The 26,523-nt window shown below is 60.4% G+C and carries 38 protein-coding genes; 2 read left to right on the forward strand and 36 right to left on the reverse strand.

Annotated features, from left to right (window positions below; genetic code table 11):
• Positions 1-153: 153 nt before the first annotated feature.
• The 12 genes from RBB32_RS14935 to RBB32_RS14990 all read right to left on the reverse strand — a co-directional run bounded on the left by RBB32_RS14935 (position 154) and on the right by RBB32_RS14990 (position 12,853).
• Positions 154-1,764 (reverse strand): ABC transporter substrate-binding protein, encoded by a 1,611-nt coding sequence (locus tag RBB32_RS14935; RefSeq protein ID WP_306153873.1) that lies wholly within the window; start codon positions 1,762-1,764, stop codon positions 154-156.
• A gap of 324 nt (positions 1,765-2,088) precedes the next feature.
• A complete protein-coding gene (locus RBB32_RS14940) occupies positions 2,089-3,699 on the reverse strand; it encodes an ABC transporter substrate-binding protein (RefSeq protein ID WP_306153875.1) in 1,611 nt (536 codons plus the stop codon).
• Between the two features lie 360 nt (positions 3,700-4,059).
• Entirely contained in the window at positions 4,060-5,367 is a 1,308-nt protein-coding gene (locus tag RBB32_RS14945) for a replication-associated recombination protein A (protein ID WP_306153877.1), read from the reverse strand.
• Positions 5,368-5,370: 3 nt separating this feature from the next.
• The gene (locus RBB32_RS14950) at positions 5,371-6,750 is read right to left on the reverse strand and encodes a trypsin-like peptidase domain-containing protein (protein ID WP_306153879.1); all 1,380 of its coding nucleotides are present in this window, start codon (positions 6,748-6,750) and stop codon (positions 5,371-5,373) included.
• 123 nt (positions 6,751-6,873) lie between these two features.
• Positions 6,874-7,299, reverse strand: coding sequence for a 50S ribosomal protein L17 (rplQ, locus tag RBB32_RS14955; protein WP_306153882.1), 426 nt, complete (start codon positions 7,297-7,299; stop codon positions 6,874-6,876).
• Positions 7,300-7,481: 182 nt separating this feature from the next.
• Positions 7,482-8,498: a DNA-directed RNA polymerase subunit alpha gene (locus RBB32_RS14960; RefSeq protein ID WP_306153884.1), complete on the reverse strand. Its 1,017-nt coding sequence runs from the start codon at positions 8,496-8,498 to the stop codon at positions 7,482-7,484.
• A 113-nt stretch (positions 8,499-8,611) separates the two neighbouring features.
• Entirely contained in the window at positions 8,612-9,001 is a 390-nt protein-coding gene (rpsK, locus tag RBB32_RS14965; protein ID WP_306153886.1) for a 30S ribosomal protein S11, read from the reverse strand.
• Between the two features lie 15 nt (positions 9,002-9,016).
• Positions 9,017-9,385, reverse strand: coding sequence for a 30S ribosomal protein S13 (gene rpsM, locus RBB32_RS14970; RefSeq protein ID WP_306153888.1), 369 nt, complete (start codon positions 9,383-9,385; stop codon positions 9,017-9,019).
• Between the two features lie 193 nt (positions 9,386-9,578).
• Positions 9,579-10,157, reverse strand: coding sequence for an adenylate kinase (locus tag RBB32_RS14975; protein ID WP_306153890.1), 579 nt, complete (start codon positions 10,155-10,157; stop codon positions 9,579-9,581).
• On the reverse strand, positions 10,154-11,527 hold the full coding sequence (secY, locus tag RBB32_RS14980; protein ID WP_306153892.1) for a preprotein translocase subunit SecY: 1,374 nt from the start codon (positions 11,525-11,527) through the stop codon (positions 10,154-10,156). The genes RBB32_RS14975 and secY overlap by 4 nt, the downstream gene beginning before the upstream one ends.
• Positions 11,528-11,638: 111 nt before the next feature.
• Positions 11,639-12,112, reverse strand: coding sequence for a 50S ribosomal protein L15 (gene rplO / locus RBB32_RS14985; RefSeq protein ID WP_306153894.1), 474 nt, complete (start codon positions 12,110-12,112; stop codon positions 11,639-11,641).
• Between the two features lie 135 nt (positions 12,113-12,247).
• Entirely contained in the window at positions 12,248-12,853 is a 606-nt protein-coding gene (locus RBB32_RS14990; protein ID WP_306153896.1) for a dimethylsulfonioproprionate lyase family protein, read from the reverse strand.
• 99 nt (positions 12,854-12,952) lie between these two features.
• On the opposite strand from RBB32_RS14990, the gene RBB32_RS14995 reads away from it, so the two are divergent.
• Positions 12,953-13,657 carry a VWA domain-containing protein gene (locus RBB32_RS14995; RefSeq protein ID WP_306153898.1) on the forward strand — a complete coding sequence of 235 codons (705 nt, stop codon included), beginning with the start codon at positions 12,953-12,955 and terminating at the stop codon, positions 13,655-13,657.
• A gap of 175 nt (positions 13,658-13,832) precedes the next feature.
• Here RBB32_RS14995 and rpmD read toward each other — a convergent pair whose 3' ends face one another.
• The 13 genes from rpmD to RBB32_RS15060 form a co-directional block, all read right to left on the reverse strand.
• Positions 13,833-14,021 (reverse strand): 50S ribosomal protein L30, encoded by a 189-nt coding sequence (rpmD, locus tag RBB32_RS15000; RefSeq protein WP_069301454.1) that lies wholly within the window; start codon positions 14,019-14,021, stop codon positions 13,833-13,835.
• A gap of 3 nt (positions 14,022-14,024) precedes the next feature.
• Positions 14,025-14,606 carry a 30S ribosomal protein S5 gene (gene rpsE, locus RBB32_RS15005; protein ID WP_306153900.1) on the reverse strand — a complete coding sequence of 194 codons (582 nt, stop codon included), beginning with the start codon at positions 14,604-14,606 and terminating at the stop codon, positions 14,025-14,027.
• Between the two features lie 120 nt (positions 14,607-14,726).
• Positions 14,727-15,086, reverse strand: coding sequence for a 50S ribosomal protein L18 (rplR, locus tag RBB32_RS15010; protein ID WP_306153902.1), 360 nt, complete (start codon positions 15,084-15,086; stop codon positions 14,727-14,729).
• A gap of 12 nt (positions 15,087-15,098) precedes the next feature.
• On the reverse strand, positions 15,099-15,632 hold the full coding sequence (gene rplF, locus RBB32_RS15015; protein WP_306153904.1) for a 50S ribosomal protein L6: 534 nt from the start codon (positions 15,630-15,632) through the stop codon (positions 15,099-15,101).
• A gap of 12 nt (positions 15,633-15,644) precedes the next feature.
• A complete protein-coding gene (rpsH, locus tag RBB32_RS15020) occupies positions 15,645-16,037 on the reverse strand; it encodes a 30S ribosomal protein S8 (RefSeq protein ID WP_306153905.1) in 393 nt (130 codons plus the stop codon).
• A 13-nt stretch (positions 16,038-16,050) separates the two neighbouring features.
• Entirely contained in the window at positions 16,051-16,356 is a 306-nt protein-coding gene (gene rpsN, locus RBB32_RS15025; RefSeq protein ID WP_294620565.1) for a 30S ribosomal protein S14, read from the reverse strand.
• Between the two features lie 18 nt (positions 16,357-16,374).
• Positions 16,375-16,938, reverse strand: a complete 564-nt coding sequence (rplE, locus tag RBB32_RS15030; RefSeq protein WP_306153907.1) for a 50S ribosomal protein L5 — start codon at positions 16,936-16,938, stop codon at positions 16,375-16,377.
• On the reverse strand, positions 16,931-17,242 hold the full coding sequence (rplX, locus tag RBB32_RS15035; protein ID WP_306153909.1) for a 50S ribosomal protein L24: 312 nt from the start codon (positions 17,240-17,242) through the stop codon (positions 16,931-16,933). Before rplX ends, rplE begins: the two co-directional genes overlap by 8 nt.
• Before the next feature lies 1 nt (position 17,243).
• Positions 17,244-17,612 (reverse strand): 50S ribosomal protein L14, encoded by a 369-nt coding sequence (rplN, locus tag RBB32_RS15040; RefSeq protein WP_008757934.1) that lies wholly within the window; start codon positions 17,610-17,612, stop codon positions 17,244-17,246.
• Between the two features lie 83 nt (positions 17,613-17,695).
• Entirely contained in the window at positions 17,696-17,926 is a 231-nt protein-coding gene (rpsQ, locus tag RBB32_RS15045) for a 30S ribosomal protein S17 (protein ID WP_154152111.1), read from the reverse strand.
• Positions 17,927-17,941: 15 nt separating this feature from the next.
• A complete protein-coding gene (gene rpmC / locus RBB32_RS15050; protein WP_306153919.1) occupies positions 17,942-18,148 on the reverse strand; it encodes a 50S ribosomal protein L29 in 207 nt (68 codons plus the stop codon).
• Positions 18,149-18,350: 202 nt separating this feature from the next.
• Complete coding sequence (locus tag RBB32_RS15055) at positions 18,351-18,836, reverse strand: ferritin-like domain-containing protein (protein ID WP_306153921.1); 486 nt, start codon at positions 18,834-18,836, stop codon at positions 18,351-18,353.
• Between the two features lie 102 nt (positions 18,837-18,938).
• Entirely contained in the window at positions 18,939-19,559 is a 621-nt protein-coding gene (locus tag RBB32_RS15060; protein WP_306153922.1) for a 2OG-Fe(II) oxygenase family protein, read from the reverse strand.
• A 139-nt stretch (positions 19,560-19,698) separates the two neighbouring features.
• Here RBB32_RS15060 and RBB32_RS15065 point away from each other — a divergent pair, with 139 nt between their 5' ends.
• A complete protein-coding gene (locus RBB32_RS15065) occupies positions 19,699-20,343 on the forward strand; it encodes a hypothetical protein (protein ID WP_306153923.1) in 645 nt (214 codons plus the stop codon).
• Positions 20,344-20,442: 99 nt separating this feature from the next.
• On the opposite strand, the gene RBB32_RS15070 is transcribed toward RBB32_RS15065, so the two are convergent.
• The 11 genes from RBB32_RS15070 to RBB32_RS15120 all read right to left on the reverse strand — a co-directional run.
• Complete coding sequence (locus RBB32_RS15070; protein ID WP_306153925.1) at positions 20,443-20,688, reverse strand: hypothetical protein; 246 nt, start codon at positions 20,686-20,688, stop codon at positions 20,443-20,445.
• Positions 20,689-21,036: 348 nt separating this feature from the next.
• On the reverse strand, positions 21,037-21,450 hold the full coding sequence (gene rplP, locus RBB32_RS15075; protein WP_154152103.1) for a 50S ribosomal protein L16: 414 nt from the start codon (positions 21,448-21,450) through the stop codon (positions 21,037-21,039).
• A gap of 13 nt (positions 21,451-21,463) precedes the next feature.
• Positions 21,464-22,171, reverse strand: coding sequence for a 30S ribosomal protein S3 (gene rpsC, locus RBB32_RS15080; RefSeq protein ID WP_294620559.1), 708 nt, complete (start codon positions 22,169-22,171; stop codon positions 21,464-21,466).
• A complete protein-coding gene (rplV, locus tag RBB32_RS15085; RefSeq protein ID WP_154152099.1) occupies positions 22,171-22,551 on the reverse strand; it encodes a 50S ribosomal protein L22 in 381 nt (126 codons plus the stop codon). Before rplV ends, rpsC begins: the two co-directional genes overlap by 1 nt.
• 3 nt (positions 22,552-22,554) lie before the next feature.
• A complete protein-coding gene (rpsS, locus tag RBB32_RS15090; RefSeq protein ID WP_306153928.1) occupies positions 22,555-22,833 on the reverse strand; it encodes a 30S ribosomal protein S19 in 279 nt (92 codons plus the stop codon).
• A 3-nt stretch (positions 22,834-22,836) separates the two neighbouring features.
• Positions 22,837-23,679 (reverse strand): 50S ribosomal protein L2, encoded by an 843-nt coding sequence (rplB, locus tag RBB32_RS15095; RefSeq protein WP_306153930.1) that lies wholly within the window; start codon positions 23,677-23,679, stop codon positions 22,837-22,839.
• A 479-nt stretch (positions 23,680-24,158) separates the two neighbouring features.
• The gene (locus RBB32_RS15100; RefSeq protein WP_306153932.1) at positions 24,159-24,455 is read right to left on the reverse strand and encodes a 50S ribosomal protein L23; all 297 of its coding nucleotides are present in this window, start codon (positions 24,453-24,455) and stop codon (positions 24,159-24,161) included.
• Positions 24,452-25,069, reverse strand: coding sequence for a 50S ribosomal protein L4 (gene rplD, locus RBB32_RS15105; RefSeq protein WP_306153934.1), 618 nt, complete (start codon positions 25,067-25,069; stop codon positions 24,452-24,454). Before rplD ends, RBB32_RS15100 begins: the two co-directional genes overlap by 4 nt.
• Positions 25,066-25,908: a 50S ribosomal protein L3 gene (gene rplC, locus RBB32_RS15110; protein ID WP_306153936.1), complete on the reverse strand. Its 843-nt coding sequence runs from the start codon at positions 25,906-25,908 to the stop codon at positions 25,066-25,068. Before rplC ends, rplD begins: the two co-directional genes overlap by 4 nt.
• Positions 25,909-25,920: 12 nt before the next feature.
• Entirely contained in the window at positions 25,921-26,229 is a 309-nt protein-coding gene (gene rpsJ / locus RBB32_RS15115; protein ID WP_057795293.1) for a 30S ribosomal protein S10, read from the reverse strand.
• 213 nt (positions 26,230-26,442) lie between these two features.
• Positions 26,443-26,523, reverse strand: an 81-nt coding sequence (locus RBB32_RS15120) for a hypothetical protein (RefSeq protein ID WP_081620098.1), incomplete at its 5' end; no start/stop codon positions are given.

A 26,523-nucleotide genomic window follows, 5' to 3' on the forward strand; every position in this document is an offset into this window, starting at 1 on the left:
GCCATAACAGTGTTATTGCCCTTTGCTCCTTTAGGGGGATCCCCTTGGATTATTCGGGCTAGTGGCCTTGTCGCAGTCTTGTAGGTGACCTTTCAGCGGCAAGGCAGTGAAAAGGCCCGGCGCAAAGGTTGCGCCGGGCCAGATTGCGTTCGCTTAGCCTTCGAACCACCAGCGGCTACAGGCGCGTGCGCCATCCATCTGCCAGCTGGCGGCCAGATCAGGGCCATGCTTGACGTTACTACGGCGTGCGTAGACGAAGTTCGAGAAGAAGGGGATGATCGTACCACCATCATCCTTCGCCAGAATGGCCATTTCGCGATACATTTCAGCACGCAGATCGTTATCCACCTCGGCCTTGGCCTTCAGAAGCAGTTCATTGAACCGTTCGTTCTGCCAGTGGCTTTCGTTCCAGGCCGCGTCCTCCTTGTAAGCCAGCGAATACATCACGTCCGGTGTCGGACGCGCGCCCCACTGCACAACGCACCATGGCTTTTTCAGCCAGACGTCGGAGTAATAGCCATCGTTCGGTTCACGCTTGACCGAGATGTTGATGCCCGAAGCTTTGGCCTGCTCCGAGAACAGAACGCACATGTCAACCGACCCCGAGAAGACAGAATCCGCGACACTGATTTCCGTGCTCAAACCTTCAGCGCCTGCTTTCTTCAGAAGCGATTTGGCCTTGTCAGGGTCATAAGCGTTCTGCTCAAGCCCTTCGGGCCAGTACGGCATGGCCGGCGAATGATGGAAGTCATTGCCAATCGTCGATGTGCCGAAGGTGATCTTTTCCATGATCTCCTGACGGTTGATCGAATGCTTGAGCGCGTTGCGCACATCCACATTGTCGAAGGGAGCCACGTCGCAGAACATCGGCATGGTAACCGCTCCGGCCGACGGCACGTTGTCGATTTCAATGTTGGGATCGCGTTGCAGTAGCGAAAGGGTTTTCAATTCGATTTGCGTCACCGCGTCCACGTCGCCAGTGACTAGCGCTGTCTGGCGTGCGTTCGGATCGTTGAGAACCGTCACCACACACTCGTCGAAATAGGCACCTTCAAGATGCCAGTCTTCGTGGCGCACGAAGCGATAGTTCACACCGAATTCGGTTTCGACCAGCTTGTAGGGGCCACAGCCGTCGCCGGACTTCCATTCGATCGTGCCGTCATCGTTGGCCGGGCAGATTGCAAGGTGGTAATCGGTCATCAGCCAAGGCAGGTCGGCGTTGCCGCCGGCCAGTTTGACGGTGACCGTCATGTCATCGGTCTTCACCAGTTCCTCGATATCCGAGACCAGCGCAGCCGCCGCCGAGGTCGTATCTTCACCGCGGTGATGGTTGAGCGACGCGATGACATCATCCGCCGTCACCTTCTTACCGCTGTGGAAGGTAGCCTTTGGATTGATCACGAAGGTCCATTCCTTGGCGTCGGGCGATGCGCTCCATTCCTGGGCGACATCCGGGCCAAGCGATCCGTCGGGTTCGATCAGGGTCAGGTAGGCGCGAAAGGTATGCGCGACCTGAATCATCGAGAAGGTCACGTAGGTGCCGGGATCATGGGTGTCACCGGTGTTGCCGTCGTGCGCGCCAAGGCGGAATGTACCGCCACGGGTGGGCGCCGCCTTGGCCGAAGTGCCCCATAGGCCGGTTGCCGCGGAGGCGGTCATGCCCGCCGCCATCGAGTAGTTCATAAATGACCGGCGGGAAATCTTGCCGTCGCGGGCGGCATCCGCCAGCCGGTCAATTAGAACTTGGTTATCTGTTTTAGTCATATTTTCTCCCTGGAAGATTTTTTTGCGATCCTGAAGATCATTTTTTTATGCGTGCGTCGGACAAGGATTTCCTATCTCTGCACAAGGGGAATGCTCTGAAACCGACACTTTGGCATCAAAACACGAAATCGGAAACACTTCTAGCCTTTCCTGCTATGTTGGAAATGAATTGGAATCGCAGAATCCCACCAAGGACGATTGAAAGTCCGCCCCGAATACCGGTCAGGGGGCGCCGTGCAGCGCACACTCGCAGCCCCGCCGGCTCGTCGGATAGACCCACCCCGGCGCCAGCAGCACCGAGGTGGATTAACTTCATGCATCGGATCAGGACGAGAACCACCAGCGGCTTGGTGCGCGGGCGCCGTCCAACTCCCAGCTTGCTGCAAGGCTTTCGCCACGCATCACGTTGCTGCGACGCGCGTAGACGAAGTTATTGAACATCGGAATGATCGTGCCGCCATCATCACGGGCGATCGTTGCCATTTCGCGATACATTTCAGCGCGCAGACTGTCATCAAGCTCGGACTTGGCCTGAAGCAGCAACTCGTTGAAGCGCTCGTTCTGCCAACGGCTTTCGTTCCAGTCGGCATCAGCCTTGTAAGCCAGGGTATACATCACATCCGGCGTCGGGCGCGCGCCCCAGGACACTGCGCAGAACGGCTTTTTCAACCAGACGTCGGAATAGTAACCGTCGTTGGGTTCACGCGTGACATTGACGGTGATGCCGGCCTGCTTGGCTTGTTCGGCGAAAAGGACGCACATGTCGACGGCCCCCGAGAACAGGCTATCGGCCGTCGAGATGCTGACCGTGAGGTCCTCCATCCCTGCCTTCTTAAGCAGCGATTTGGCCTGGTCCGGGTCGTACTCGCGCTGCTCAACGTCTTCGGGCCAGTACGGCTGGGCCGGCGAATGGTGGAAATCGTTGCCGATCGTGGCCGCGCCAAAGGCGATTTTCTCGATGATCTCGTTGCGGTCGATGGACAGCTTGAGCGCGTTGCGCACGTTGACATCGTCGAACGGCGCGGTGTCGCAGAACATCGGCAAGGTGATCGCGGCCGCGGACGGCACGTTTTCGACGGCGATATTGGGATCGCGCTGCAGCAACGACGATGTCTTGATATCGATCAGCGACACAGCGTCGACATCGCCGGTGACAAGCGCCGTCTGGCGCGCATTCGGGTCGTTGAGCACCAGCATCTCGACCTTGTCGAAATAGGCCCCTTCGAGGTGCCAGCCGTCATGGCGGCTGAGTTTCCAGCCGACGCCCCATTCCCCCTGGTCGATCTTATAGGGGCCCGAGCCGTCACCCGACTGCCAGTTGATACTGCCGTCGTCATTGGCAGGGCAGATGGCAAGGTGATAATCGGTCATCAGCCAAGGCAGATCGGCGATACCGCTTTCCAGCGTAACGACAACCGCGTGATCGCCATCGGCCGCCACGTCGGTCACCGAAGACAGAAGCGATTTGGCCGCCGAGGTCGATTCCTCGCCGCGGTGATGGTTGAGCGAGGCGACCACATCCTTGGCCAGCACCGGGTTCCCGCTGTGGAACGAAGCGTTCGAGTTGATCTCGAAAGTCCAAACCGAGGCATCCTCGTTGGCCGACCAGTCGCTTGCAAGATCCGGCCCGAGCGAGCCGTCGGGCTCAATCAGTGTAAGATAGCTGCGGTACTGGTGGGCAAGATAGATCTGCTGACGCGAGACATACTGGCCCGGGTCGTGGGTGTCGGACGAGTTCCCGTCATGCATGCCCACCTTAAAGGTGCCGCCCCGGCTTGGCTGTGCCTGCGCTTTAGTGGTCCAGAGCCCCGTGGCAGCCGTGGCGGTCATGCCCGCCGCCATCGAGTAGTTCATAAACGACCGGCGCGAAATCTTGCCGTCGCGGGCGGCATCCGCCAGCCGGTCGATGAGAATCTGATCTTTGACCTTTGTCATGGTATTTCCCTGTTGGTTTGATTTTGTTTGTCGGTTGGAGTTGTCAACGTGCGACTCTCCAGCAAAGCTTCCCTTTCCTGTGCGTGAGTAGGCAGCTCAAATACGACATAACGATAACAAAACACGAAATACGATGACCTTCTACCCTCTAGTTTGGCCATTCAATTTTTTTTTATAATTGCCCGATAGATACAGGAAATATGCCTGAATGACCGGAATATGTATGAAAGTTGCGCATTCGGTCGCCTCAAACCCTCAGTTCCGAAAACGAAACGCGCACCCGTTTCAGGTGAAATCGAGGGGAAAACTCTCCTATTGGGCGTTTTGAGGCCCTTGTGATTCAGGGCGTGGGGACCGGCACTAGTTTCGCTTGGCGCGCAGCTTGGCGAAGTAGTCAAGCCGCCTCTTCAGTTCGCGTTCGAAGCCGCGCTCGACAGGTTGATAAAGCACCGGGCGCTTCATGCCTTCAGGAAAGTAATTCTGACCGGAAAAGCCATCCTCGGCGTCGTGGTCATAATCATACCCCTCGCCATAGCCCTGCTCTTTCATCAGTTTGGTCGGAGCGTTCAGAATGTGCTTTGGGGGTGGTTGGCTTCCGGTTTTCTTGGCTTCGCGCATCGCGGCCTTATAGGCGGCATAACCAGCATTGGATTTGGGCGCGAGGGCCAGGTAGGTCACCGCCTGGCCCAGGGCCAATTCACCTTCGGGGCTGCCCAGACGTTCATAGGTTTCCCAGGCATGCAGACAGACGGTTTGTGCCTGCGGGTCGGCAAGGCCGATGTCTTCAACCGCCATGCGGGTGATCCGCCGTGCAAGATAACGCGGGTCTTCACCACCTTCGAGCATCCGGGCGTACCAATACAAAGCGGCATCCGGATCGGAGCCGCGCACCGATTTATGCAGGGCAGAAATCAGATTGTAATGCTCATCCCCGCCCTTGTCGTACTTCGCGGCCCGCCGCATGAGGCGTGTGGTCAGCGCCTCGGTATCCAGTTTGCCCTCGACCTTCCATGCGGCCACCTGTTCGATCAGGTTCAAAAGCGCGCGGCCGTCACCATCGGACATTTCCAAAAGGGCCTCTCGCGCGGCCCCGGCCAAAGGCAGGGCGCGGCCAAGTTCAGCTTCGGCGCGCTGTGCCATACGCTCAAGGTCGGCCAGCGAAAGCCGTTCGAGAACAAGAACTTGCGACCGGCTGAGCAAGGCGGCGTTCAACTCGAAACTGGGGTTTTCCGTGGTCGCACCCACCAGAAGGATCGTGCCATCCTCCATATGTGGCAGGAACCCGTCCTGCTGTGCCTTGTTGAAGCGGTGTATCTCGTCCACGAAAAGAAGCGTCCCCTGCCCGTTTGCACGGCGGTGCTTGGCTTGCTCAAAGACCTGCTTGAGATCGGGAACACCTGTGAAAATCGCACTGATCTGCACGAAATGCAGGTCGGTTTCATCGGCCAGAAGCCGGGCAATCGTGGTTTTGCCGACACCGGGCGGGCCCCAGAAAATAAGCGATGAGAGGCTTCCAGAGGACAGCATGACGCCAAGCGGGGCCTGCTCGCCCAGCACCTGTTCCTGCCCTATGACGTCGGAAAGCGACTTGGGGCGCAGGCGGTCGGCCAGGGGGCGCGGGGCGCTATCGGGGACGGCATCCGGGGCCTGATCGAAAAGGTCGCTCATCGGTTACAACCTGAACCGCATGGTCAGACGGCGCGTGCCGCGTTGGATTTCAAGGGCAAGACGGTTTCGCGCGTCGCGAAGAATCTGGCTGGCCTCATCGCTTGTTTCAGGGAGTAAGTCATTGATGGACAAAAGAATATCCCCCTGCCGGAGGCCCGCCCGCGCGCCCACTTGGCCCGGCTCATCGACGACAACCCCTTCGGCCGTCAGCGGCAGGTCGTACTCGGCGATCACCGCCGGGTTGACGGTTGATAAGGTCATGCCCGGGATCGCGGAGCGATTGCCGGTGGTTGTCTCATTGCGCGGCGGCTGGTTTGGCGGGGCAATCAGGCGAATGGGCATTGCATCGCGGTTACCATCGCGGAAATAGGTAAGCTTGACCTCCTGCCCCAAGCCCTTGACGGACATACGAAAAATCATCTCTGCGGGGGTGTTGACCGGCAGGCCGTCCACTTGGGTGATCACATCCCCGGGCAGAATGCCGGCCTTGGCGAAAGGGCTATCGGGGTGAACCTGCGAAATGATGATCCCGCCGGGACGGTCAAGGCCAAGCCCCTCGACCATATCCGCGGTCACCGATTGCCCGCCCAGTCCCGCCCAAGGGCGCTGAAACTCGGTGTTGCCGGCCTTGGCCTGGGCCACGAATTGCGCCACGAGAGCCGACGGAATGGCAAAGCCAATACCGTTGGACCCGCCCGAGCGGCTGAGGATTGATGTATTGATTCCAATGAGTTGGCCGTTGATATCCACCAAGGCCCCACCCGAGTTGCCGGGGTTGATGGGCGCATCGGTCTGGATGAAGTACCCCCGCGCGTTGCCCGTGGATGTGCCCGAACGGGCAAGGCCCGACACGATCCCGGAACTCACGGTTTGACCAACGCCAAAGGGATTTCCGATCGCAAGGACCAGCTCGCCGACTTCCACGGTGTCGCTGTCACGGAGGGTCAGGGCCGGGAGGCTGGGGGCATCCTGCATCCTGAGGATCGCAAGATCGGATTCTTCGTCTGATAACAATACCTTGGCCTCGAACTCGCGCCGGTCCTTGAGGACCACGCGGATATCCGTGGCCTCGCCCACCACGTGATAATTCGAAACGACGATGCCATCTTCGCTTAGGATCACGCCGGACCCGAGGGAGTTTTGCACCCGTTGCTGCGGCACGCCGAAGTTATTGAAAAGGTTCTGAAAAAACGGGTCTCCCGCGAAAGGACTGGAGCGGACGTTGACGATCCGGCGGGCATAGATGTTGACCACGGCGGGAGCGGCGCGCTTCACCACGGGGGTAAACCCCATGGAAATCTCGGCTTGGGAGCCGGGCACACGGGTCTCGGCCCATGCCGGGGTGGTGAGGCTAATGGCAAGAATGATCAAGGCGCGGAGCATGAAACCCCCTTCGATTCCACGTTTCAAAGATATGCGAAGACAGGACCAAAAGTGCAACCCAAAGAAAAAGGCCCCTGCCGTTTCGGCAAGGGCCTTGATAAGAAACCGTTTAGTTTCAATATCTTATTCTTCGCCTGCTGCCGCTTCTTCGGCTTCAAGGCGGGCGCGGTCAGCGGCGCCCTTGGCATCGACGTCACGGTCGACGAATTCGATGATGGCCATCGGGGCCATGTCGCCGTAACGGAAGCCGGCCTTCAGGACGCGGACGTAACCGCCTTGGCGTTCGGCGTAGCGCGGGCCAAGCACGTCGAACAGCTTGGCAACATGCTTGTCTTGCTTGAGCTGCGCAGCAGCCTGGCGGCGGGCGTGAATATCGCCGCGTTTTCCGAGGGTTACCAGCTTTTCGATGACCCGGCGCAGTTCTTTCGCCTTGGGCAGGGTCGTCTTGATCTGTTCGTGTTCGATAAGCGAACCCGCCATGTTGGCCCAGAGGGCCTTGCGGTGTTCGTGGGTGCGGTTGAGGCGACGATAGCCTTTTGCGTGACGCATTTTTCTAGTCCTTTCAATGTTTTGCTTTGTCTGGCCGGTGATGCGTGTCACCGACTCTCCTTGGGGCGGGTGCCCGGGGTGAGTTTCGTACGAGTCGTACGTTTTGTACGCGAGTTTCGTACGAAACTCGAAGGCGCCGCGGGCCGGATCGTACGAGTCGTACGAAACGGCCCGCGAAATGCTTAGAACTGGTCTTCGTATTTCTTGGCCAGATCTTCGATGTTGTCGGGCGGCCAGTCTTCGACATCCATGCCGAGGTGCAGCCCCATGCCCGAGAGAACCTCTTTGATCTCGTTGAGCGACTTGCGGCCGAAGTTCGGGGTGCGGAGCATCTCGGCTTCGGTTTTCTGGATCAGGTCGCCGATGTAAACGATGTTGTCGTTCTTCAGGCAGTTCGCCGAACGGACCGACAGTTCCAACTCGTCCACTTTCTTGAGAAGCAGCGGGTTGAATTCGAGACCTTCGTCTTCGTCCTGACGACCGGCGGCTTCGGGTTCGTCGAAGTTGACGAAGATCGAAAGTTGATCCTGCAGGATGCGGGCGGCATAAGCCACGGCATCATCCGGCGAGATCGAGCCATCGGTTTCGACTTTCATGGTCAGCTTGTCATAATCCAGAACCTGCCCCTCACGGGTGGGTTGGACATCGTAGCTGACCCGGTTGACCGGCGAATAGATCGCGTCCACGGGAATCAGGCCAATCGGCGCATCCTCGGGCTTGTTCTTGTCGGCGGCAACATAACCTTTGCCGGTGCCGACGGTCAGTTCCATGTAAAGGTCGGCGCCTTCGTCGAGGTGGCAGATCACGTGATCCTTGTTCAGGATCTCGATACCGGCGCTGTCGGCGATGTCGCCGGCGGTAACCTCACCCGGGCCCTTGGCATTGACCGACAGGCGCTTGGGTCCTTCGACGTCCATGCGCAGGGCAACGCCCTTGAGGTTCAGCACGATGTCGGTGACATCTTCGCGAACGCCTGCGACGCTGGAAAACTCGTGCAGGACGTTGTCGATTTGCACGCTGGTGATGGCCGCCCCCTGCAGCGAGCTGAGCAGCACGCGACGCAGGGCGTTGCCGAGCGTCAGGCCAAAGCCGCGCTCAAGGGGTTCAGCCACAACGGTGGCTTGGCGAAGCGGGTCATTGCCCGGTTTCACCTCAAGCTGGGTCGGCTTGATCAGTTCAGCCCAATTCTTGTGGATCATGTGTTCCCTCCATTCCTGTCCCGGCCCCATGTCCGAAGGTCCGGAACGCCCGAGGTTTAAAACGACGGATTGGGGCCGTGAAGAACACGCGGCCCCAACCAGAATAACAGTGCTTAGACCCGGCGGCGTTTCGGCGGGCGGCAGCCGTTGTGCGCCATCGGCGTCACGTCACGGATCGAAGTGATGTTGAAGCCGATGGCAGCCAGCGCGCGGAGCGCCGATTCACGGCCCGAGCCGGGGCCCTGAACTTCGACTTCAAGGGTTTTCATACCGTGATCCTGTGCCTTGCGGCCCGCATCTTCGGCGGCCATCTGTGCGGCATAGGGGGTCGACTTGCGCGAGCCCTTGAAGCCCATGGTGCCAGCCGACGACCACGAAATGGCGTTGCCTTGCACGTCCGAGATCAGGATCTTGGTGTTGTTGAACGAGGAGTTCACATGAGCAACGCCGGTGGCGATGTTCTTGGAAACCTTTTTCTTGGTGCGACGGGTATCACGTGCCATGTCTCAAGCCCTCCCTTACTTCTTCTTGCCAGCGATGGGTTTCGCCGGGCCTTTGCGGGTGCGGGCATTGGTGTGCGTCCGTTGACCGTGAACCGGCAGGTTACGGCGGTGACGCAGACCACGGTAGCAGCCAAGATCCATCAGGCGCTTGACGTTCATCTGCACTTCGCGGCGCAGGTCACCTTCGACGGTGTAGTTGCCGTCGATGTGTTCACGCAGGGCAAGGGCCTCGGCGTCGCTAAGCTCGTTCACCCGGCGAGTGGGGTCGATGCCGGTGGCTTCGCAGATGGCTTTGGCCGAGGAATGGCCAATCCCGGTGATATATGTAAGGGCGATTGGAACCCGTTTGGCGGTGGGAAGATTAACGCCGGCGATACGTGCCACGTGTCATATCCTTTCGTTGCGGGTCCGTAATTCCAGACCCTTTTTTCACAACGTAGGCCCGAGGCATGAGCGTCGGGCCGCAGCTGAATTTCAGGTGATCGATTCGCCACAGGACGGACCGGTAGGGAATCATTTACTCAATCGAGATAGGGGTGGTTAGGCGCAAAAGGCGGGGGCGTCAACCCCCCTGCCCTTATTTGTCCAGCACGTCCGCAATGGCGCCCGAAACCTCGTCGATCGCGCCCAGACCGTCCACGCTTTGGAGTTGGCCCTTGGCGTGGTAGTAGCCAATGAGCGGCGCGGTCTTCTTGTAGTATTCCATCAAGCGGTGCTTGACGCTTTCCTCGTTGTCATCGGCGCGCACTGGCTTACCGGCGGCGCGGGCTTCTTCGGCGCGCCCGACGATGCGCTTGACGAGCGTGTCGTCATCGACGCGCATTTCGATCACGGCATCGAGGGTTTCGCCCTGTTCGGCCAGAAGATCGGCCAGCGCGTCGGCCTGTGCCAATGTGCGGGGGAAGCCATCGAAGATGAAGCCGCCCTTCTTGTCGCCTTGCAGTTTCTCGCGGATGAGGCCGATTACGATCTCATCGGTGACAAGGTCACCGCGGGCCATGACATCGGCCACGATATTGCCCATTTCGGTGCCGCTGTCCTTGGCCTCGCGCAGCATGTCACCGGTCGAAAGTTGGATCATGTTGCGTGCATCGACGAGTTTCTGGGCCTGTGTGCCCTTGCCCGCGCCCGGCGGTCCGAGGAGAATAATATTCATTTGCGTCCTGTCCCTTTTCTGCGGGCGCGTTTCTTGCCCTTACCTTTGCCGCCCAGCTGCGATTTCTCGATCAGGCCCTCGTATTGGTGGGCAAGCAGGTGTGATTGAACCTGCTGGATGGTGTCCATGGTCACCGAGACCACGATGAGGACCGAGGTGCCGCCAAAATAGAAGGGAATGGCGAATTGGCTACGCAGAACTTCGGGCAGGAGACAAACTGCCGCAAGGTAGCCAGAGCCGAGAACCAGTATGCGGGCGACCACGTATTCCAGGTACTCGGCGGTTTTCTTGCCCGGGCGGATGCCGGGGACGAAGCCGTTTTGCTTTTTCAGGTTGTCGGCCACATCGTCGGGTTTGAAGGCGACGTTGTAGGTGTAAAAATAGGCGAAGAAGACGATCATCGCGGCAAAGAACAGCAGGTAAAGCGGCTGTCCGGGGCCGAAGTAGGCCATGATCGTGGACATCACCGGGCTGGTTTCATTGCCCGAGAAGGTGCTGATCGTCGCCGGAAGCAGAAGCAGCGAGGAGGCGAAGATCGCCGGGATGACGCCCGCGGGGTTGACCTTGACCGGCAGGTGCGAGGTGCCGCCGTCATAGACCTTCATGCCCACCTGGCGGCGGGGGTACTGGATGTGGATCTTGCGCAGGGACCGTTCCATGAAGACCACGAAGGCGATCACGGCGATGACCATGAGGATCACACCGATGATCACGACAGGCGAGATGGCGCCCGAGCGGCCCTGGGAGAAGAACTGCGCCAGGGCGGCGGGAACCTCGGCGATGATGCCGACGAAGATGATCAGAGAGATACCGTTGCCGACGCCGCGCGCGGTGATTTGCTCGCCCAGCCACATCAGGAACATGGTGCCGCCGACAAGGGTGATCATGCAGCTTGCGATGAAGAAAAAGCCCGGGTTGGAGACCAGGCCATCGCCCGATTGCAGGGACGCCGCCAGCCCGTAGGATTGCAGCGTGGCAAGGCCCACGGTGCCGTAGCGGGTGTACTGGTTGATTTTCTTGCGGCCCTGTTCGCCCTCTTTCTTGAGTTGCTCAAGCGCAGGGACCATGGCGGTCAGCAGCTGAACGATGATCGAGGCCGAGATATAGGGCATGATGCCAAGCGCGAAGATCCCCATGCGGCCAAGCGCGCCGCCGGTGAACATCGACAGCATCCCGCCGATCGAGGCCTGTGCACCTTCCATGAATTCACGCAGCGCCGTGCCGTCGATACCGGGGACCGGGATATAGGTGCCAAGCCGGTAGACGATCAGCAGACCGAGCGTAAAGAGGATGCGGTTGCGAAGATCGGTGGCCTTACCCAATGCGGACCAACTGGTGTTGGCGGCCATTTGTTCTGCTGCAGATACCATGCGCGGGTCTCTTCCTTGAACGGAAACGCCGCCTCAAGCCGTTTTCCGGCCCAGGCGGCGTTTGGGAAAACTTTAGGTTATGTAAGCGGCGCGGGCGCCGCTCACAACCTGTTATTCAGCCGCCTGCGCGGTTGTGACTGTCAGTGAGCCACCCGCCTTTTCAACGGCCGCGACCGCGGACTTGGAGGCGCCGGTCACTTCGATGTTGAGTTTGCCGGTCACTTCGCCCTTGGCCAGAACGCGCACGCCGTCAAGCTTGCGGCGCACGAGGCCCGCGTCAAGCAGCGTGTCTTCGGTGATGGCGGATTTCGCATCCAGCTTGCCCGCATCGACGAATTTCTGGATCAGCCCGAGGTTCACCACGGCGAATTTCTTGCGGTTGGGTTTGGTAAAGCCACGCTTGGGAAGGCGCTGATAGATCGGCATCTGGCCGCCTTCGAAGCCCTTGATGGCAACGCCCGAGCGGGATTTCTGACCCTTGAGACCCCGGCCACCGGTTTTACCCATGCCCGAGCCCGGGCCACGGCCGATGCGCTTGCGGCGTTTGCTTGCGCCGGGATTGTCGTGCAGTTCGTTCAGTTTCATGTCGCTTCTCCTAAAGCCGGATGTGGCCCCCGAAGCGTGATGGGGCCAACCACGGCATTTCTTGGTATGTCGAGTCGTGGCACGGCATGCCACCCGCGGGCGTATAGACGGGTTGGCCGCCCCGTTCAAGAGGGTCTATGCGCCGGCCCCCTCTGCCCGGAGCAGCCAGAAGGCAAAAAGCGGGGCATCGTGGCTGCGCATGGCGTGGCGGATGCCGGGGGTGTTGAAGAACGTGCCCCCCGGCCCCGGCGTGAACCATTGGCTATCGCCATGCTGAAACTCGCCGTCGGTCAGGACAAGGTAGGTTTCCTCGGGCGGGTGGGTGTGATCGGGGTAGCGGACATGCGGGGCCAGGAGCGAGACCCCGAGCCAGACATCGCCGCGCCGTTCCAGCCCGCCGGGCCCGGTGATCAGGGCATTGGCATGACCTTCGGTGAAATTGGCGCTGGCGGTTGACCCGCCGCCCGGGCGCTGCCGCCATGTAAGCCGGGGTTCAAGCGCCTTGAAGGCTTCGAGCAGCTTTGCGAGGTCCGGCGCGGTCGCGCGCGCGGGGTCGGCGGCGGTGTCGAGGTGGGTGCAGACCGCAAGCCGCGCGCCTTGGCCCCCGGGGATTTCGCCCGGAGTGGCCAGCGCCCCGGCGCAGCGGTCAATGGAGGTTTGCGCGCGGGGATCATCGGCGCGCAGTGCGAAACTGGCCAGGGCGGCATCGAGGACGCTTTGGAGGGCGGCGGGGCGTGTCATCTGCGGGTCTCCTGAATCTTGGGGCATGCTGCGCGCCTTTCGGGGGCGGTTCAAGGGGCTTGGGCTTGCTTTTGTGCAGGTTGGCGGGTGTGATGGGGTATGCGTACAGCTTTAACCTTGGTGCTGTCCTGTGCATTGGCCAACCCGGTGTCGGCCCTGGGATGCGTGCGCGATGCGATGCTGGTGTTCGATGGCTCGGCCTCGATGGCCGAAGTGGGCCATGACCAAACCGCCCCCACCCGGATTGACGAGGCCCGCGCCGCCCTGCGCCGCGCCCTGCCCCGGATCGCCCCGGTGCGGCGGCTGGGGCTTTTGACCTATGGGCCGGGCGGCGTTGAGGGCTGTGGCGGGATCGCGTTGCAATTTGCCCCGCGCGCTGATGCCGGCGGGGCCGTGATGGGCGCGGTTGAGGAGCTGCGGCCCGGTGGCCTGACGCCGCTGGCCCGGTCGGTTGCGGCGGCGGTGGAGGTTTTGGACGACGAGGGGATCGTTGTGCTGGTCACCGATGGCAACGAGACCTGCGGCGGGACGCCCTGCGCCCTGGGCGCGAGTTTGGCGGCGGAGCGGCCGGGAATCACCGTGCATGTGATTGGCTTCCGCGTGACCTATGACCCGTTTTCATGGAACAGCCCCGAGGCGGAGGACTATGACGGCAAGACCGTGGCCAAGTGCCTGTCGGACCGGACCGGAGGGCTGTACGTGGACACCCAGACGGTCGAGGAGCTGGCCGAGGCGCTGCAGGTAACCTTGGGGTGTACGGTGGTGGGGCGTGGGGTTGAGTGGGGGTTGCCAGGCCATGGGTGAGGTGAGGCCCCGGGTCAGGCCCGGGGCGGGTATTTGGCATACGTAGCCCGGCGCCGATCATCGAACCGATACCACCCCAGAGAAAACGCCCCGGCCATTTCTGACCGGGGCGCTATATTCTTGGCGGCGGAAATTGTAAAAAATTTCCGCACCGTTTTCTTTTCAAGAAAACGGTTTAGCCCTTTTCCTCGATGATCTCGACCATATGCGGGATCTTGGCGATCATGCCGCGCACGGCTGGGGTGTCTTCCAGCTCGCGGGTCTTATGCATCTTGTTGAGGCCCAGCCCGATCAGCGTCTGGCGCTGTTTCTCGGGGCGGCGGATCGGCGAGCCGATTTGCTTGACTACGATGGTCTTGGCCATGTCTTAACCCTCCTGCAAGACGGGTGCTTGTTCGCCGCTGACCGAAGGGGCGTCATCCTTGCGCAGGATGTCGGCGACCTTTTTGCCACGACGTTGGGCCACGAGGCGCGGGCTGGATTGGAATTGCAGCGCGTCGAGAGTGGCGTGGATCATCGCATAGGGGTTCTGCGACCCGGTCGATTTCGCCACGACGTCCTGAACGCCCAGCATTTCGAAAACGGCACGCATCGGACCACCGGCGATGATACCGGTACCCTGCGGTGCGGTGCGCATGACGACCTTGCCGGCGCCGTGACGGCCGTAACCGTCGTGGTGCAGGGTGCGGCCCTCTTTCAGGGGCACACGGATCATCTTGCGCTTGGCCTGTTCGGTGGCCTTGCGGATCGCCTCGGGCACCTCTTTGGCCTTGCCTTTGCCGAAACCGACGCGGCCCTTTTGGTCGCCGACAACCACGAGGGCGGCAAAGCCGAAGCGCTTACCACCTTTCACGGTTTTCGACACGCGGTTGATCGCGACAAGGCGATCTGCGAATTCCGGCGCTTCGTCGCGATCGCGACCTCCGCGGCGGTTGTCATCTCTTGCCATTTGGCATCCTTTCCATGCGGCACCCTGCGGCGCCATTCCAGTTGTCTCAATCACTGGTGCCACGGCGGAGTGCCGCGGCCCTGATCATCGAGGGGGCCAGCCAAACCGGCCCCCTGCACCTTAGATTTTCAGACCGCCTTCGCGGGCTGCATCGGCCACGGCCTTGATACGGCCATGGAAGAGGAACCCACCACGGTCGAACTGTGCCTCGGTGATGCCGGCCTTCTTGGCACGTTCGGCAATCGCGCTGCCGATTTTCGCGGCGGCTTCGAGGTTGTTCTTGCCCTTGAGGCCCAGATCCTTTTCCAGCGTCGAGGCCGAGGCCAGGGTGACGCCGTTGACATCGTCGATGATCTGAACGCTGAGGTTCTTCGAGGAGCGGTGCACGCTGAGGCGCGGACGCCCTGCGTTGACCTTGCGGAGTTTGTTCCGAACGCGCAGGCGGCGTTTTTGGAACAGTTTTCTTTTGCTGTTTGCCATCTGTCGCGGTCCTTACTTCTTCTTGCCTTCCTTCTGGAAGATATACTCGCCCTTGTAGCGGATCCCTTTGCCTTTGTAGGGCTCGGGGCGGCGCCAATCGCGGATGTTTGCCGCGACTTGACCGACGAGTTGCTTGTCATAGCCTTCGACCACCAGTTCGGTGGGCTTGGGGGCTGTGACAGTCACACCTTCCGGAACCTCGAAATCCACGTCGTGGCTGAGGCCGAGGTTAAGCTTCACGATATTGCCCTGAACCTGAGCGCGGTAACCCACGCCGTGGATTTCGAGCTCTGTCTTGAAGGGCTCACGGGAGCCGTGAACAAGGTTCGCGATGATGGTGCGGGTCATCCCCCACTGCTGGCGCGCGCGCTTGGATTTTCCGCGCGGTTCAACCGTCACCTGGCCATCGTCGATGGTGATGGTGACGTCATCGGTCGCGGTGAAGGTCTTGCTGGCCTTGGGCCCCTTCACTTCGATGGTCTGGCCGCTGAGCGAGGCAGAAACGCCATCGGGCAGGGCCACGGGTTGTTTACCGATACGAGACATTGTTGGGCCTCCCTAGAATACGGTGCACAGCACTTCGCCACCAACGTTGGCAGCGCGTGCGGATGCGTCCGACATCACACCCTTGGGGGTGGAGACAATCGACACGCCCAGGCCCTGACGGACCGACGGGATGTCATTGACGCTTGCGTAAACGCGACGACCGGGTTTCGAGACCCGTTTCATTTCGCGAATGGCGGGGGCGCCTTCGAAGTATTTCAGGCTGATTTCCAGGGCCGGGTGACCGTTTGCGCCGGTCACTTTTTCATAGCCGCGGATGTAACCTTCGTCCGCCAGCACGTCCAGAACCCATGCGCGCAGCTTGGAGCCGGGGCACATGACGGTGGACTTGCCACGCATGGCTGCGTTGCGGATCCGGGTGAGCATATCGCCGATAGGATCGTTCATTTCATCGCCCTCCTTACCAGCTCGATTTCACCATGCCGGGAGCTTGGCCATTCGAGCCAAGTTCGCGCAGGGCGATCCGCGACACTTTGAGTTTACGGTAGTAAGCATGCGGACGGCCCGTCAGCTGGCAGCGGTTGTGCAACCGAGTGGCCGAGCTGTTGCGCGGCAGTTCCGCCAGCTTCAGGGAGGCGCGGAAACGCTCTTCCATCGGCTTGCTTTCGTCGTTGATGATCTCTTTGAGAGCGGCCCGCTTGGCGGCGTATTTCGCAACCAGGCGCTGACGCTTCTTCTCGCGTTCGATCATTGCTTTCTTAGCCATATCAAATTCCTCCCGCGATCAGCTGTTGAAGGGCATGTTGAAGTGCTTCAACAGCGCCTTGGCTTCAGCGTCGGTTTGCGCCGTGGTGGCGATAATGATGTCCATGCCCCAGACCTCATCGACCTTATCGAAGTTGATCTCGGGGAACACGATGTGTTCCTTGATGCCCATGGCATAGTTGCCGCGGCCATCGAAGGATTTGCCCGAAATACCGCGGAAGTCGCGGATGCGGGGCATTGCAATCGTGATCAGACGATCGAGGAATTCGTACATGCGGTCACCGCGCAGGGTCACCTTGGCACCGAGCGGCATGTCTTCACGAACGCGGAAACCGGCGATCGAGTTCTTTGCCTTGGTCACGACGGCCTGTTGCCCGGCGATCAGGGTCAGGTCTTCCTGGGCCGATTTGGCTTTCTTGGAGTCTTTGACCGCTTCGGCCCCGCAGCCGATGTTCAGGACGATCTTGTCCAAGCGCGGGATCTGCATGTCGTTTTTATAGCCGAACTCTTCTTTCAGCGCCGCCTTGATGGTGTCGCGGAACTGCTGACGCAGACGCGGGGTGTAAGTTGCGGAATCAAGCATCAATCACGTCCCCCGTGGTCTTGGCAAAACGCACCTTCTTGTCGCCTTCGATCTTGAAGCCAACGCGGCTGGGTTTGCCGTTCTTGTCCAGAAACGCCAGGTTGCTGAGGTCGATCGGCAGGGCCTTGGGCAGGCGGCCGCCTTGGCTGTTCTGGCTTTGGCGGGTGTGGCGGATGGCCATGTTGATGCCTTCGACCACGGCTTTGCCGGCCTTGGGGTCAACGGAGGCGATGGTGCCTTCCTTGCCCTTGTCCTTACCGGCGAGCACGACGACCTTGTCGCCTTTTTTCAGTTTAGCAGCCATCTTACAGCACCTCCGGGGCGAGCGAGATGATTTTCATGAAGTTCTTGCCGCGCAACTCGCGCACAACCGGCCCGAAGATACGGGTGCCGACCGGCTCGTTGTTGTTGTTGAGGATCACGGCGGCGTTGCGATCGAAACGGATCGCGGTGCCATCTTCACGACGTACTTCTTTGGCGGTGCGCACGACGACGGCCTTGCGGACGTCACCCTTTTTCACGCGCCCGCGCGGGATGGCTTCTTTCACCGAGACGACAATGATGTCGCCGACGGAGGCGTATTTACGCTTGGAGCCACCCAGGACCTTGATGCACTGAACCCGGCGCGCGCCGGAGTTATCAGCAACATCCAGATTGGTCTGCATCTGGATCATTTGGTTTCTCCCGACCTTTGGGGCCGCCTTGCAGTCAGGCCGTGGACCCCAGGGTTTCGATTAAACTGTTCCGTAACGGAGGCTTACGCCTCCAGAACTTCCCAGCGTTTGGTCTTCGATTTCGGCGCGCATTCGATGATGCGCACGCGATCACCCACTTTGTAGGCGTTCTTCTCATCGTGAGCCCGGTATTTCTTGGACTTACGGATGGTTTTCTTCAGAACCGGGTGCGTGAAGCGGCGTTCGACCGAAACGGTAACGGTTTGGGCGTTGGCGTCGCTGGTCACGGTGCCTTGAAGGATACGTTTGGGCATAACTCAAGGCCTCCCTTATTCTGCGTCGGCCGCGGAAGCGGCTTTTTCGTTGAGGATGGTCATAACGCGGGCCGCGTTGCGGCGCACGGTTTTCATCCGGGCGGGGTTTTCCAGCTGCCCCGTGGCAGCCTGAAAGCGCAGGTTGAACTGCTCTTTCTTCAGCTCGGTCAGCTGCTCGCGCAGCTGGTCGGGCGTCTTGTCTCTCAGCTCTTGGGCGTTCATCGCCTTTTTCCTTTCTCAAAACACCAGCGGGCCCCTGACGGTTGGTACAGGGTGACCTGAGACCTGGTGGATGAATTGCAACACAACACGAATCCCCCGACGCGCGGGGGACCAGTGGATTGGCGCTCTATAAGGGAGGTGAATTTCGAGGGCAAGCAAAACTTTGGCCTGCCCCCGCCCCTGCCCTGTGCCGGGCCGGGGCTTATGCCTCTTCGGCTTCGCCTGCGGAGACATATTTCGACGCGTAGCGCTCTTCGCCCAGGCGATCCAGCAGGCTTAGCTGAAGTTCAAGCCATTCCTTGTGGCCTGTTTCCTCGATCGCGATCTCTTCGAACAGGGCCTTGGAGGCCAGATCATCCGCGTCGTAGGCGGCCTTGGCGGCCTGCGTGTAGAATTTGACCGCGTCCTTTTCGTCGGCCAGATCGCTTTCGAACATGTCGCGCAGGGATTTGGAAACTTTCGGCGTGGCGGCAAAACCCATTTCAGGCGACCCACCCAATGCGAAGATACGCTCTAGAAAGCGGTCGGCGTGGCCGTTTTCTTCTTGGAACTCGCCGCGCATTTGACCGGCCAGCTTATCAAGCCCCCAGTCATCCAGAAGATGACCGTGCAACTGATACTGGTGCGCGGCGGTCAGCTCCATCTGCAACGCGGTGTTCAGGTTTTTCAGCGTGGTGTCATTGGACATGGGAATGCTCCTTTTTTCCTATGCCCTATAGCTACGCTTTGATGCGCGGATTTGAACCCCCGACACATTTTATTTTCAAGATGTGAGCAGAGTGTCGCAACCTCAGGCCCAGGCGTAGTTGAAGCTTACCGATATCCGGTCGTCTTCGGACATGTTCATCGGCACTTCGTGGCGCAGCCAGCTTTCCCAAAGCAGCACATCGCCGACCTTGGGCTTTTCGTAAGTGAAGCTTTGCATTTCGCGGCGGGCGCCTTTCTTGCGGGCGGGCGCCGCCATCATCCGGGCCGAGCGCGGGTCTTCGAGTTTGAGCGCGCTGGCCCCGTCGGGCATCGACACGTAAGTGGTGCCCGAGATCACCGAATGCGGGTGGATGTGGCTGCCGTGGGTGCCGCCTTCGGGCAGGATGTTGATCCAGATGTCTTCCAGTTTCAATTCGCGCCCGTCCAGATCGAACTCCAGATCCTCGGCGAAGGCGGCGACGTGTTTATCCAGCGCCTCGACCAGATCGGCGAAGATCGGGAAGCGCCATGGCAGGTCGGTGAGCGAGGCATAGGAGGTGTAACCGGGGTAACCTTCGGTTTCGCACCAGTCCTGACCCGCCTCGTCATCTTCGGCGATGGAATAGCAGGAGGCTTCAAGCTCGGCCCCGTCGATGGCGGGGGCATGCTCAGAGAGGGCTGCGCGGTAAAGACGGGTGACGAAAAGGGAATCTATCTGTGCCATGGCCGCGTGATACCGCGCGTGGGGGCAAAGGCAAGGGAATCTTTAGGTCTTTGCGCCATACCCCGAGGTGAGGCACCAGAAAGGGGCAAGGGCGATGCGGGTTGTTTGGGCGGTTTGGTTTGTGTGGGCAGGGGTTGGGATGGCAGAGCCTTCGGCCAGTCTGTTTGCCGCGCGGCAACCGCTTTTTGACGCGTCCGAGGGGGCACAGGGCCAAGTGCGCTTGGCCAGCCTTTTCATGGGAAAGGCCGAGGGCGGATTGTTCGCAGCCCTGCCCGGCCGTCTGGATGCGCCAATGCGGCGCGGCGGCGGCAAGGCGGCGCAGCTGCATGACCTGATTGCCCGGGCCGAGGCGGGGACGATGGGATATGACGCGGTGCAACATGGCGCGCGGGTCAAGCCGCCGAAACGCCCGACACGCATGACGTTGGGCGAGATTTACGCATGGATCAGGGCCACGCCCGGGCAGCCCCATGCCATCGGGCGGTATCAGTTCATCCCGGCCACCCTGCGGCATTCGGCCAAGCGGTTGGGCCTGCCCCCCAAGACCCGGTTCAGCCCGGAGGTGCAGGACCGGCTGGCCAACCTGTTGCTGGGTGACGCGGGTTTTTTGAAGGTGCAAAAAGATGAAATGACGGCAGAGGCCTTCATGCTGAACCTCGCGAAAATCTGGGCCGGCCTGCCCCTGCCCTCGGGGCGGAGTTATTATCAGGGATATGCGGGGAACAAAGCGACGATGGACTATGCGGTATTCGCGCGGGAGGTGCGGGCGATATTGGATGGGTGAATGGGGTTTTGGTAGGAACGTTAGTTTCGTTTCTGGATTCGCCTAGCGTGGCGAAGCTGTCGTCCGCTGCATTTGAACCAACGCCCACTTCCATGTTCACTATACACCGCCATCTGCCATCCCGGCACCCTTGCTGCGCACAATTTCTTTAGCATCGTATCCTGGACCGGGAGTATGAGGGCCATGGACTTTCTTCTGCGGTTGGTTTGTTTTTCCCTTTTTTAAATTCACAAAAAGAGCAACGAGTAGAACGAAAATCCCTATTGGGATAAGGATCACGGCTATTTGGTTGGCTGTCACTTCAACCTCCAATACGCATATGGTGTTGGTCTCGACTATAGCCATCATTCTTGCGGAATGCAGCACTTGGCGAAACCGGCTTTCACTCAGCCTTCGCCGCATTCAATGTGAATGGCTGCTGTCGCAAACTGGCCCATGTGCGCAAAGCCCCAATGCCTATGCCTGCGCGGAACCAAGGCGCGGTACGCGCCGCCGCGCATCGCCGGGCCGCGGCTTGAGCCTGCAATGTATGCCAAGGGCTGAAAGCAAAGCGTAACCTTGGACAACCTGTCGCCCAAAGCAAAACCCCCGCCAGTTTCCTGACGGGGGTTTCTTTTTCTTTACCGGGGTGCGGTCCGCAGATTTCTTTCAGAAATCCACTATACCGCACGCGTCATTCGCAAGCGAATGACGTTACCAATCTTCCCGAACAACGACGCGGGTCTTGACCGGCAGTTTCATCGCCGCGAGGCGCAGAGCCTCCATCGCGACGCTGTCGGACACACCGTCGATCTCGAACATCACGCGACCGGGCTTCACTTTGCAAACCCAACGGTCGACCGAGCCTTTCCCTTTACCCATCCGAACCTCGATCGGTTTGGCGGTCACGGGGACATCAGGGAAAATCCGGATCCAGACGCGGCCCTGACGTTTCATGTGACGCGTCATGGCACGACGGGCGGCCTCGATCTGACGGGCGGTCACGCGCTCGGGTTGGGTGGCCTTGAGACCGTAGGACCCGAAGTTCAGGTCCGACCCACCTTTGGCGAGGCCCTTGATGCGGCCCTTATGCTGCTTGCGGAACTTTGTACGCTTTGGTTGAAGCATTGTTCAGTCCTCCTTAGCGACGGCCGCCGGCGCCACGGGGCGCGGGACCATCTTGGAGCTCCTGGGCTTTGCGATCACGGGCCGACGGGTCGTGCTCCATGATCTCGCCTTTGAAGATCCACACCTTGATGCCGATGATACCGTAGGGCGTTTGCGCCTCGACATTGGCATAGTCGATATCGGCGCGCAGCGTGTGCAGGGGCACACTGCCCTCATGGTAGTACTCGGTACGCGCGATCTCGGCGCCGCCAAGACGGCCGGCGACGTTTACACGGATGCCCAAGGCGCCCATGCGCATCGCATTCTGCACGGCACGTTTCATCGCGCGGCGGAACGACACACGGCGCTCCAACTGTTGCGCGATACTGTCACCGACAAGTGCGGCGTCCAGTTCGGGCTTGCGAACCTCGACGATGTTGAGGTGCAATTCGCTGTCGGTCATTTTCGCCAGCTTCTTGCGCAGGGTTTCGATATCGGCGCCTTTCTTGCCGATAATCACACCCGGACGCGCGGTGTGGATCGTCACGCGGCACTTCTTGTGCGGACGTTCGATGATCACACGGCTGACGCCGGCCTGCTTGCACTCTTTGTGGATGAACTCCCGGATCGCGACGTCTTCGAGCAGAAGATCACCGTAATCCTTCGTATCGGCGTACCAGCGGCTGTCCCAGGTGCGGTTCACCTGCAGGCGCATGCCAATCGGATTGACTTTGTTACCCATTAGGCTTGCTCCTCAATTTGACGCACCTTGATGGTCAGTTCCGAGAACGGCTTGCGCAGGGCGCCGAACCGGCCACGGGCACGCGGGCGACCGCGCTTCATGACAAGGTTCTTGCCGACATAGGCCTCGGCGACGATCAGTTCGTCGACATCCAGGTTGTGGTTGTTCTCGGCGTTGGCGATGGCCGACTGGAGGCACTTGCGCACATCCTCGGCGATCCGTTTTTGGCTAAAGGTCAGGTCGTTCAGAGCCTTGTCGACCTTCTTGCCACGGATCATCGCCGCAACCAGGTTCAGTTTTTGCGGGCTGGTGCGCAGCATGCGCAGCTTGGCCATCGCTTCGTTGTCCGCCACGCGGCGGGGATTTTTATCCTTACCCATGGCTTACTTCCTTTTGGCTTTTTTGTCGGCCGCGTGCCCATAGTAGGTACGGGTCGGCGAGTATTCACCGAATTTCTGACCGATCATGTCTTCCGATACGTTGACGGGGACGTGCTTGTGCCCGTTGTAAACGCCAAACGTCAGGCCCACGAACTGGGGCAGGATCGTCGAGCGGCGCGACCAGATCTTGATGACTTCTTTACGCCCGCTTTCGCGTACTGCCTCGGCCTTTTTCAGGACGTAGGCATCAACGAAGGGGCCTTTCCATACAGAACGTGCCATGTGTTAGCGGCCCTTCTTCTTGGCGTGACGCGAGCGGATGATAAGCTTCTGCGACGCCTTGTTCGTGTTGCGGGTGCGGGCACCCTTGGTCGGTTTACCCCAGGGCGTGACCGGGTGACGACCACCCGAGGTCCGGCCCTCACCACCACCATGGGGGTGATCGATCGGGTTCATAACCACACCACGGACCGACGGGCGGATACCCTTGTGGCGCATACGACCGGCTTTACCGTAGTTCTGGTTGGAGTTGTCGGGGTTCGACACGGCACCGACGGTGGCCTTGCATTCCTGACGGACCATGCGCAGTTCGCCCGAGCTCAGGCGGATCTGGGCATAACCGCCGTCACGGCCGACGAACTGGGCATAGGTGCCCGCGGCGCGTGCGATCTGGCCACCCTTGCCGGGCTTGAGTTCGATGTTGTGAACGATTGTCCCGATGGGCATTCCCGAGAAGGGCATGCAGTTGCCGGGCTTGATGTCGACCTTGTTGCCGGCGAAAATCTTGTCGCCGATGGCCATCCGCTGGGGCGCGAGGATATAGGCCTGTTCGCCGTCCTCGTACTTGATCAGCGCGATGAAGGCGGTCCGGTTCGGATCGTACTCGATCCGCTCGACGGTGGCCGCCACATCGAATTTGTTGCGTTTGAAATCAACGATCCGGTAGAGGCGTTTCGCCCCCCCGCCACGACGGCGAGATGTGATACGTCCGGTGTTGTTACGGCCGCCCGATTTGGTCAGACCCTCGGTGAGGGATTTGACCGGACGCCCTTTGTACAGCTCCGAACGGTCGATCAGCACCAGCCCGCGCTGGCCCGGCGTCGTCGGCTTATACGACTTGAGTGCCATGCTTTCTGTCTTCCGTTTGCTAACGGCAGGGTCGTGCCCCGCCTATGTGATAGCCCCCCGCAGGTGGCCGGGTTCGTGAGGCCCCGTAGGTCCCCGGTTATTGCTGTTCTTACGAACAAAAGCAGAGCCCCGGACGAATCCGGGGCACGGCGATGGGGTCTGATAGGGGAGCATGGGGAGCGGGTCAAGGGGTTTGGCCCAGAAAACAACGGGCTTGCGCGGTGTATCGCAAGGCAAGACGCCGCGCCAGAGGCGACGCGCGCGGTGGCGTTGCCCGGGTTGGGCAGCAGGGCTTTATCCCGGCCACTGGCGCGCTAGGCCTGAACGGGGTGCACAGATCATCCAAAGAGCCGCCGCGAGGGTGCGCGTCGGCTCTGGCGCGGCGGCGCTACGCACCTTGATTCCGCGCCCTTATGCGAAAAGAAAAACCCCGGCCACTTTCGCAGCCGGGGCTTAAATTCATCATCCGCTATGGTGACTTACAGGCCAGTCGTCACGTCGATCGTGTTACCCTCTTCGAGGGTGACATAGGCCTTTTTCACGTCGTTGCGGCGGCCAAGCTGGCCCCGGAAACGCTTTTGCTTGCCCTTGGTGATCGAGGTGTTGACCGCCTTGACCTTCACACCAAAGAGCGCCTCGATGGCCTCCTTGATCTGGGGTTTGTTGGCGTCCATGTGCACCTCGAAGACAACGGCGTTGTTTTCCGACGCCATTGTCGCCTTCTCGGTGATCACCGGCTTGCGGATCACATCGTAGTGTTTGGATTGTGCGCTCATTTCAGACGAGCCTCCAGTGCTTCGACACCCGCCTTGGTGATCACCAGAGTGTCACGCTTGAGGATGTCATAGACGTTTGCGCCGACGCTGGGCAGCACATCCAGGCCGTCGATGTTGGCAGCGGCGCGGGCCAGGCCCTCGTTCACCTCTGCGCCGTCGATGATCAGCGCGCGTTTCCAGCCCAGGTCCTTGACCTGCTTGGCAAGGGTCTTGGTCTTGCCATCGGTTTCGGCCGAGTCGATCACGACCAGCTCACCGGCCTTCGCCTTGGCGCTCAGCGCGTGCTTGAGGCCAAGCTGGCGGACCTTCTTGGGCAACTCATGCGCGTGGCTGCGGGGCGTCGGGCCCTTGTAGATACCACCCTTGCGGAAGATCGGCGCGTTGCGGTCGCCGTGGCGTGCGCCACCGGTGCCCTTCTGGCGGTAGATCTTCTTGGTCGAGTAGCTGGTTTCCGAGCGGGTCTTGACCTTGTGGGTGCCAGCCTGCGCCTTGTTGCGCTGCCAGCGGACCACGCGGTGCAGGATGTCGGCACGCGGTTCCAGGCCGAAGATGTCTTCGCCCAGATCGACCGAGCCGGCCTTGCCGCCGTCCAGTTTGATCACGTCGAGTTTCATTCTTCGCCTTCCTTCTTCTCAGCCTGAATGTCGGCTTCCGCCTCTGCTTCGGCAGCGGCTTCTTGTGCAGCTTGCTCGGCAGCGGCGGCTTCGGCGGCAGCGGCTTCTTCGGCTGCGGCTTGGGCTGCGGCCTCTTCAGCGGCTTTCGCGGCTTCCTCGGCTGCGGATTTCAGAGCGGCGGGCAGGATCGCGTTCTCGGGGAACGGTTTCTTGACCGCGTCCTTGACGGTGACCCAGCCACCCTTGGCGCCGGGAACCGCGCCTTTGACCATGATCAAGCCACGGTCGGCGTCGGTCTTGACGACCTGAAGGTTTTGCGTGGTCACGCGGGCGGCACCCATGTGGCCGGCCATTTTCTTGCCTTTGAAAACCTTGCCGGGGTCCTGACACTGACCCGTTGAGCCGTGCGAGCGGTGCGAGATCGAAACACCGTGGGTCATTTCCAGACCGCTGAAGTTGTGGCGCTTCATACCACCGGCAAAACCCTTACCGATCGACGTGCCGCAGACATCCACGAACTGACCTTCGAAGTAATGGTTGGCGGTGATTTCCTCACCCACGTTGATCAGGTTTTCCGGATCGACACGGAATTCGGCAACCTTGCGCTTGGGCTCGACCTTGGCAACCGAGAAATGGCCGCGCATGGCTTTGCTGACACGCTTGGCCTTGGCCGAGCCTGCACCCAGCTGAACCGCCGAGTAACCGTGTTGATCGGCGGTGCGCTGTGCGACCACCTGAAGTTTGTCCAATTGGAGAACGGTGACGGGAACCTGCCGACCATCTTCCATGAAAAGCCGGGTCATGCCGACTTTTTTCGCGATAATACCAGAGCGCAACATCATTTGCTCTCCTTAAACCGAGATCTGAACGTCCACGCCGGCGGCGAGGTCGAGCTTCATCAGCGCGTCCACGGTCTGCGGCGTAGGGTCAACGATGTCGAGAAGACGCTTGTGCGTGCGGATCTCGAACTGATCGCGGGATTTCTTGTTCACGTGCGGGCCACGCAGAACGGTGAACTTCTCGATCTTGTTCGGCAGCGGGATGGGCCCGCGCACGTCTGCACCGGTGCGTTTGGCGGTATTGACGATTTCCTGCGTGCTGGCGTCCAGAACGCGGTAGTCAAATGCCTTCAGCCGGATGCGAATATTTTGGCTTTGCATGTTGGTAGCCTTTCGCGGCGTTAAAGTTGATAGGAGGACGGCCAGAGCATCCAGCCCCCCTCTTCGAACGGGTCCCGGGCTTTCCGGGCAAATCCCGGACCAGTGGCCCGGGACTTGGTTTTCGTTTCATCTTGTTAGGGCGTTCGGGCTTTCGCCCGAGCCACCCTTACTCGATGATCTTCGACACACCTTGGTTGGCGTGTCTCGGGATCATCATTCGATGATCTTCGACACGACGCCGGCGCCGACGGTGCGGCCGCCTTCGCGGATGGCGAAGCGCAGCCCGTCTTCCAT

The sequence above is a fragment of the Roseovarius sp. MMSF_3281 genome (assembly GCF_030733685.1).
Taxonomy (GTDB): Bacteria; Pseudomonadota; Alphaproteobacteria; order Rhodobacterales; family Rhodobacteraceae; genus Roseovarius.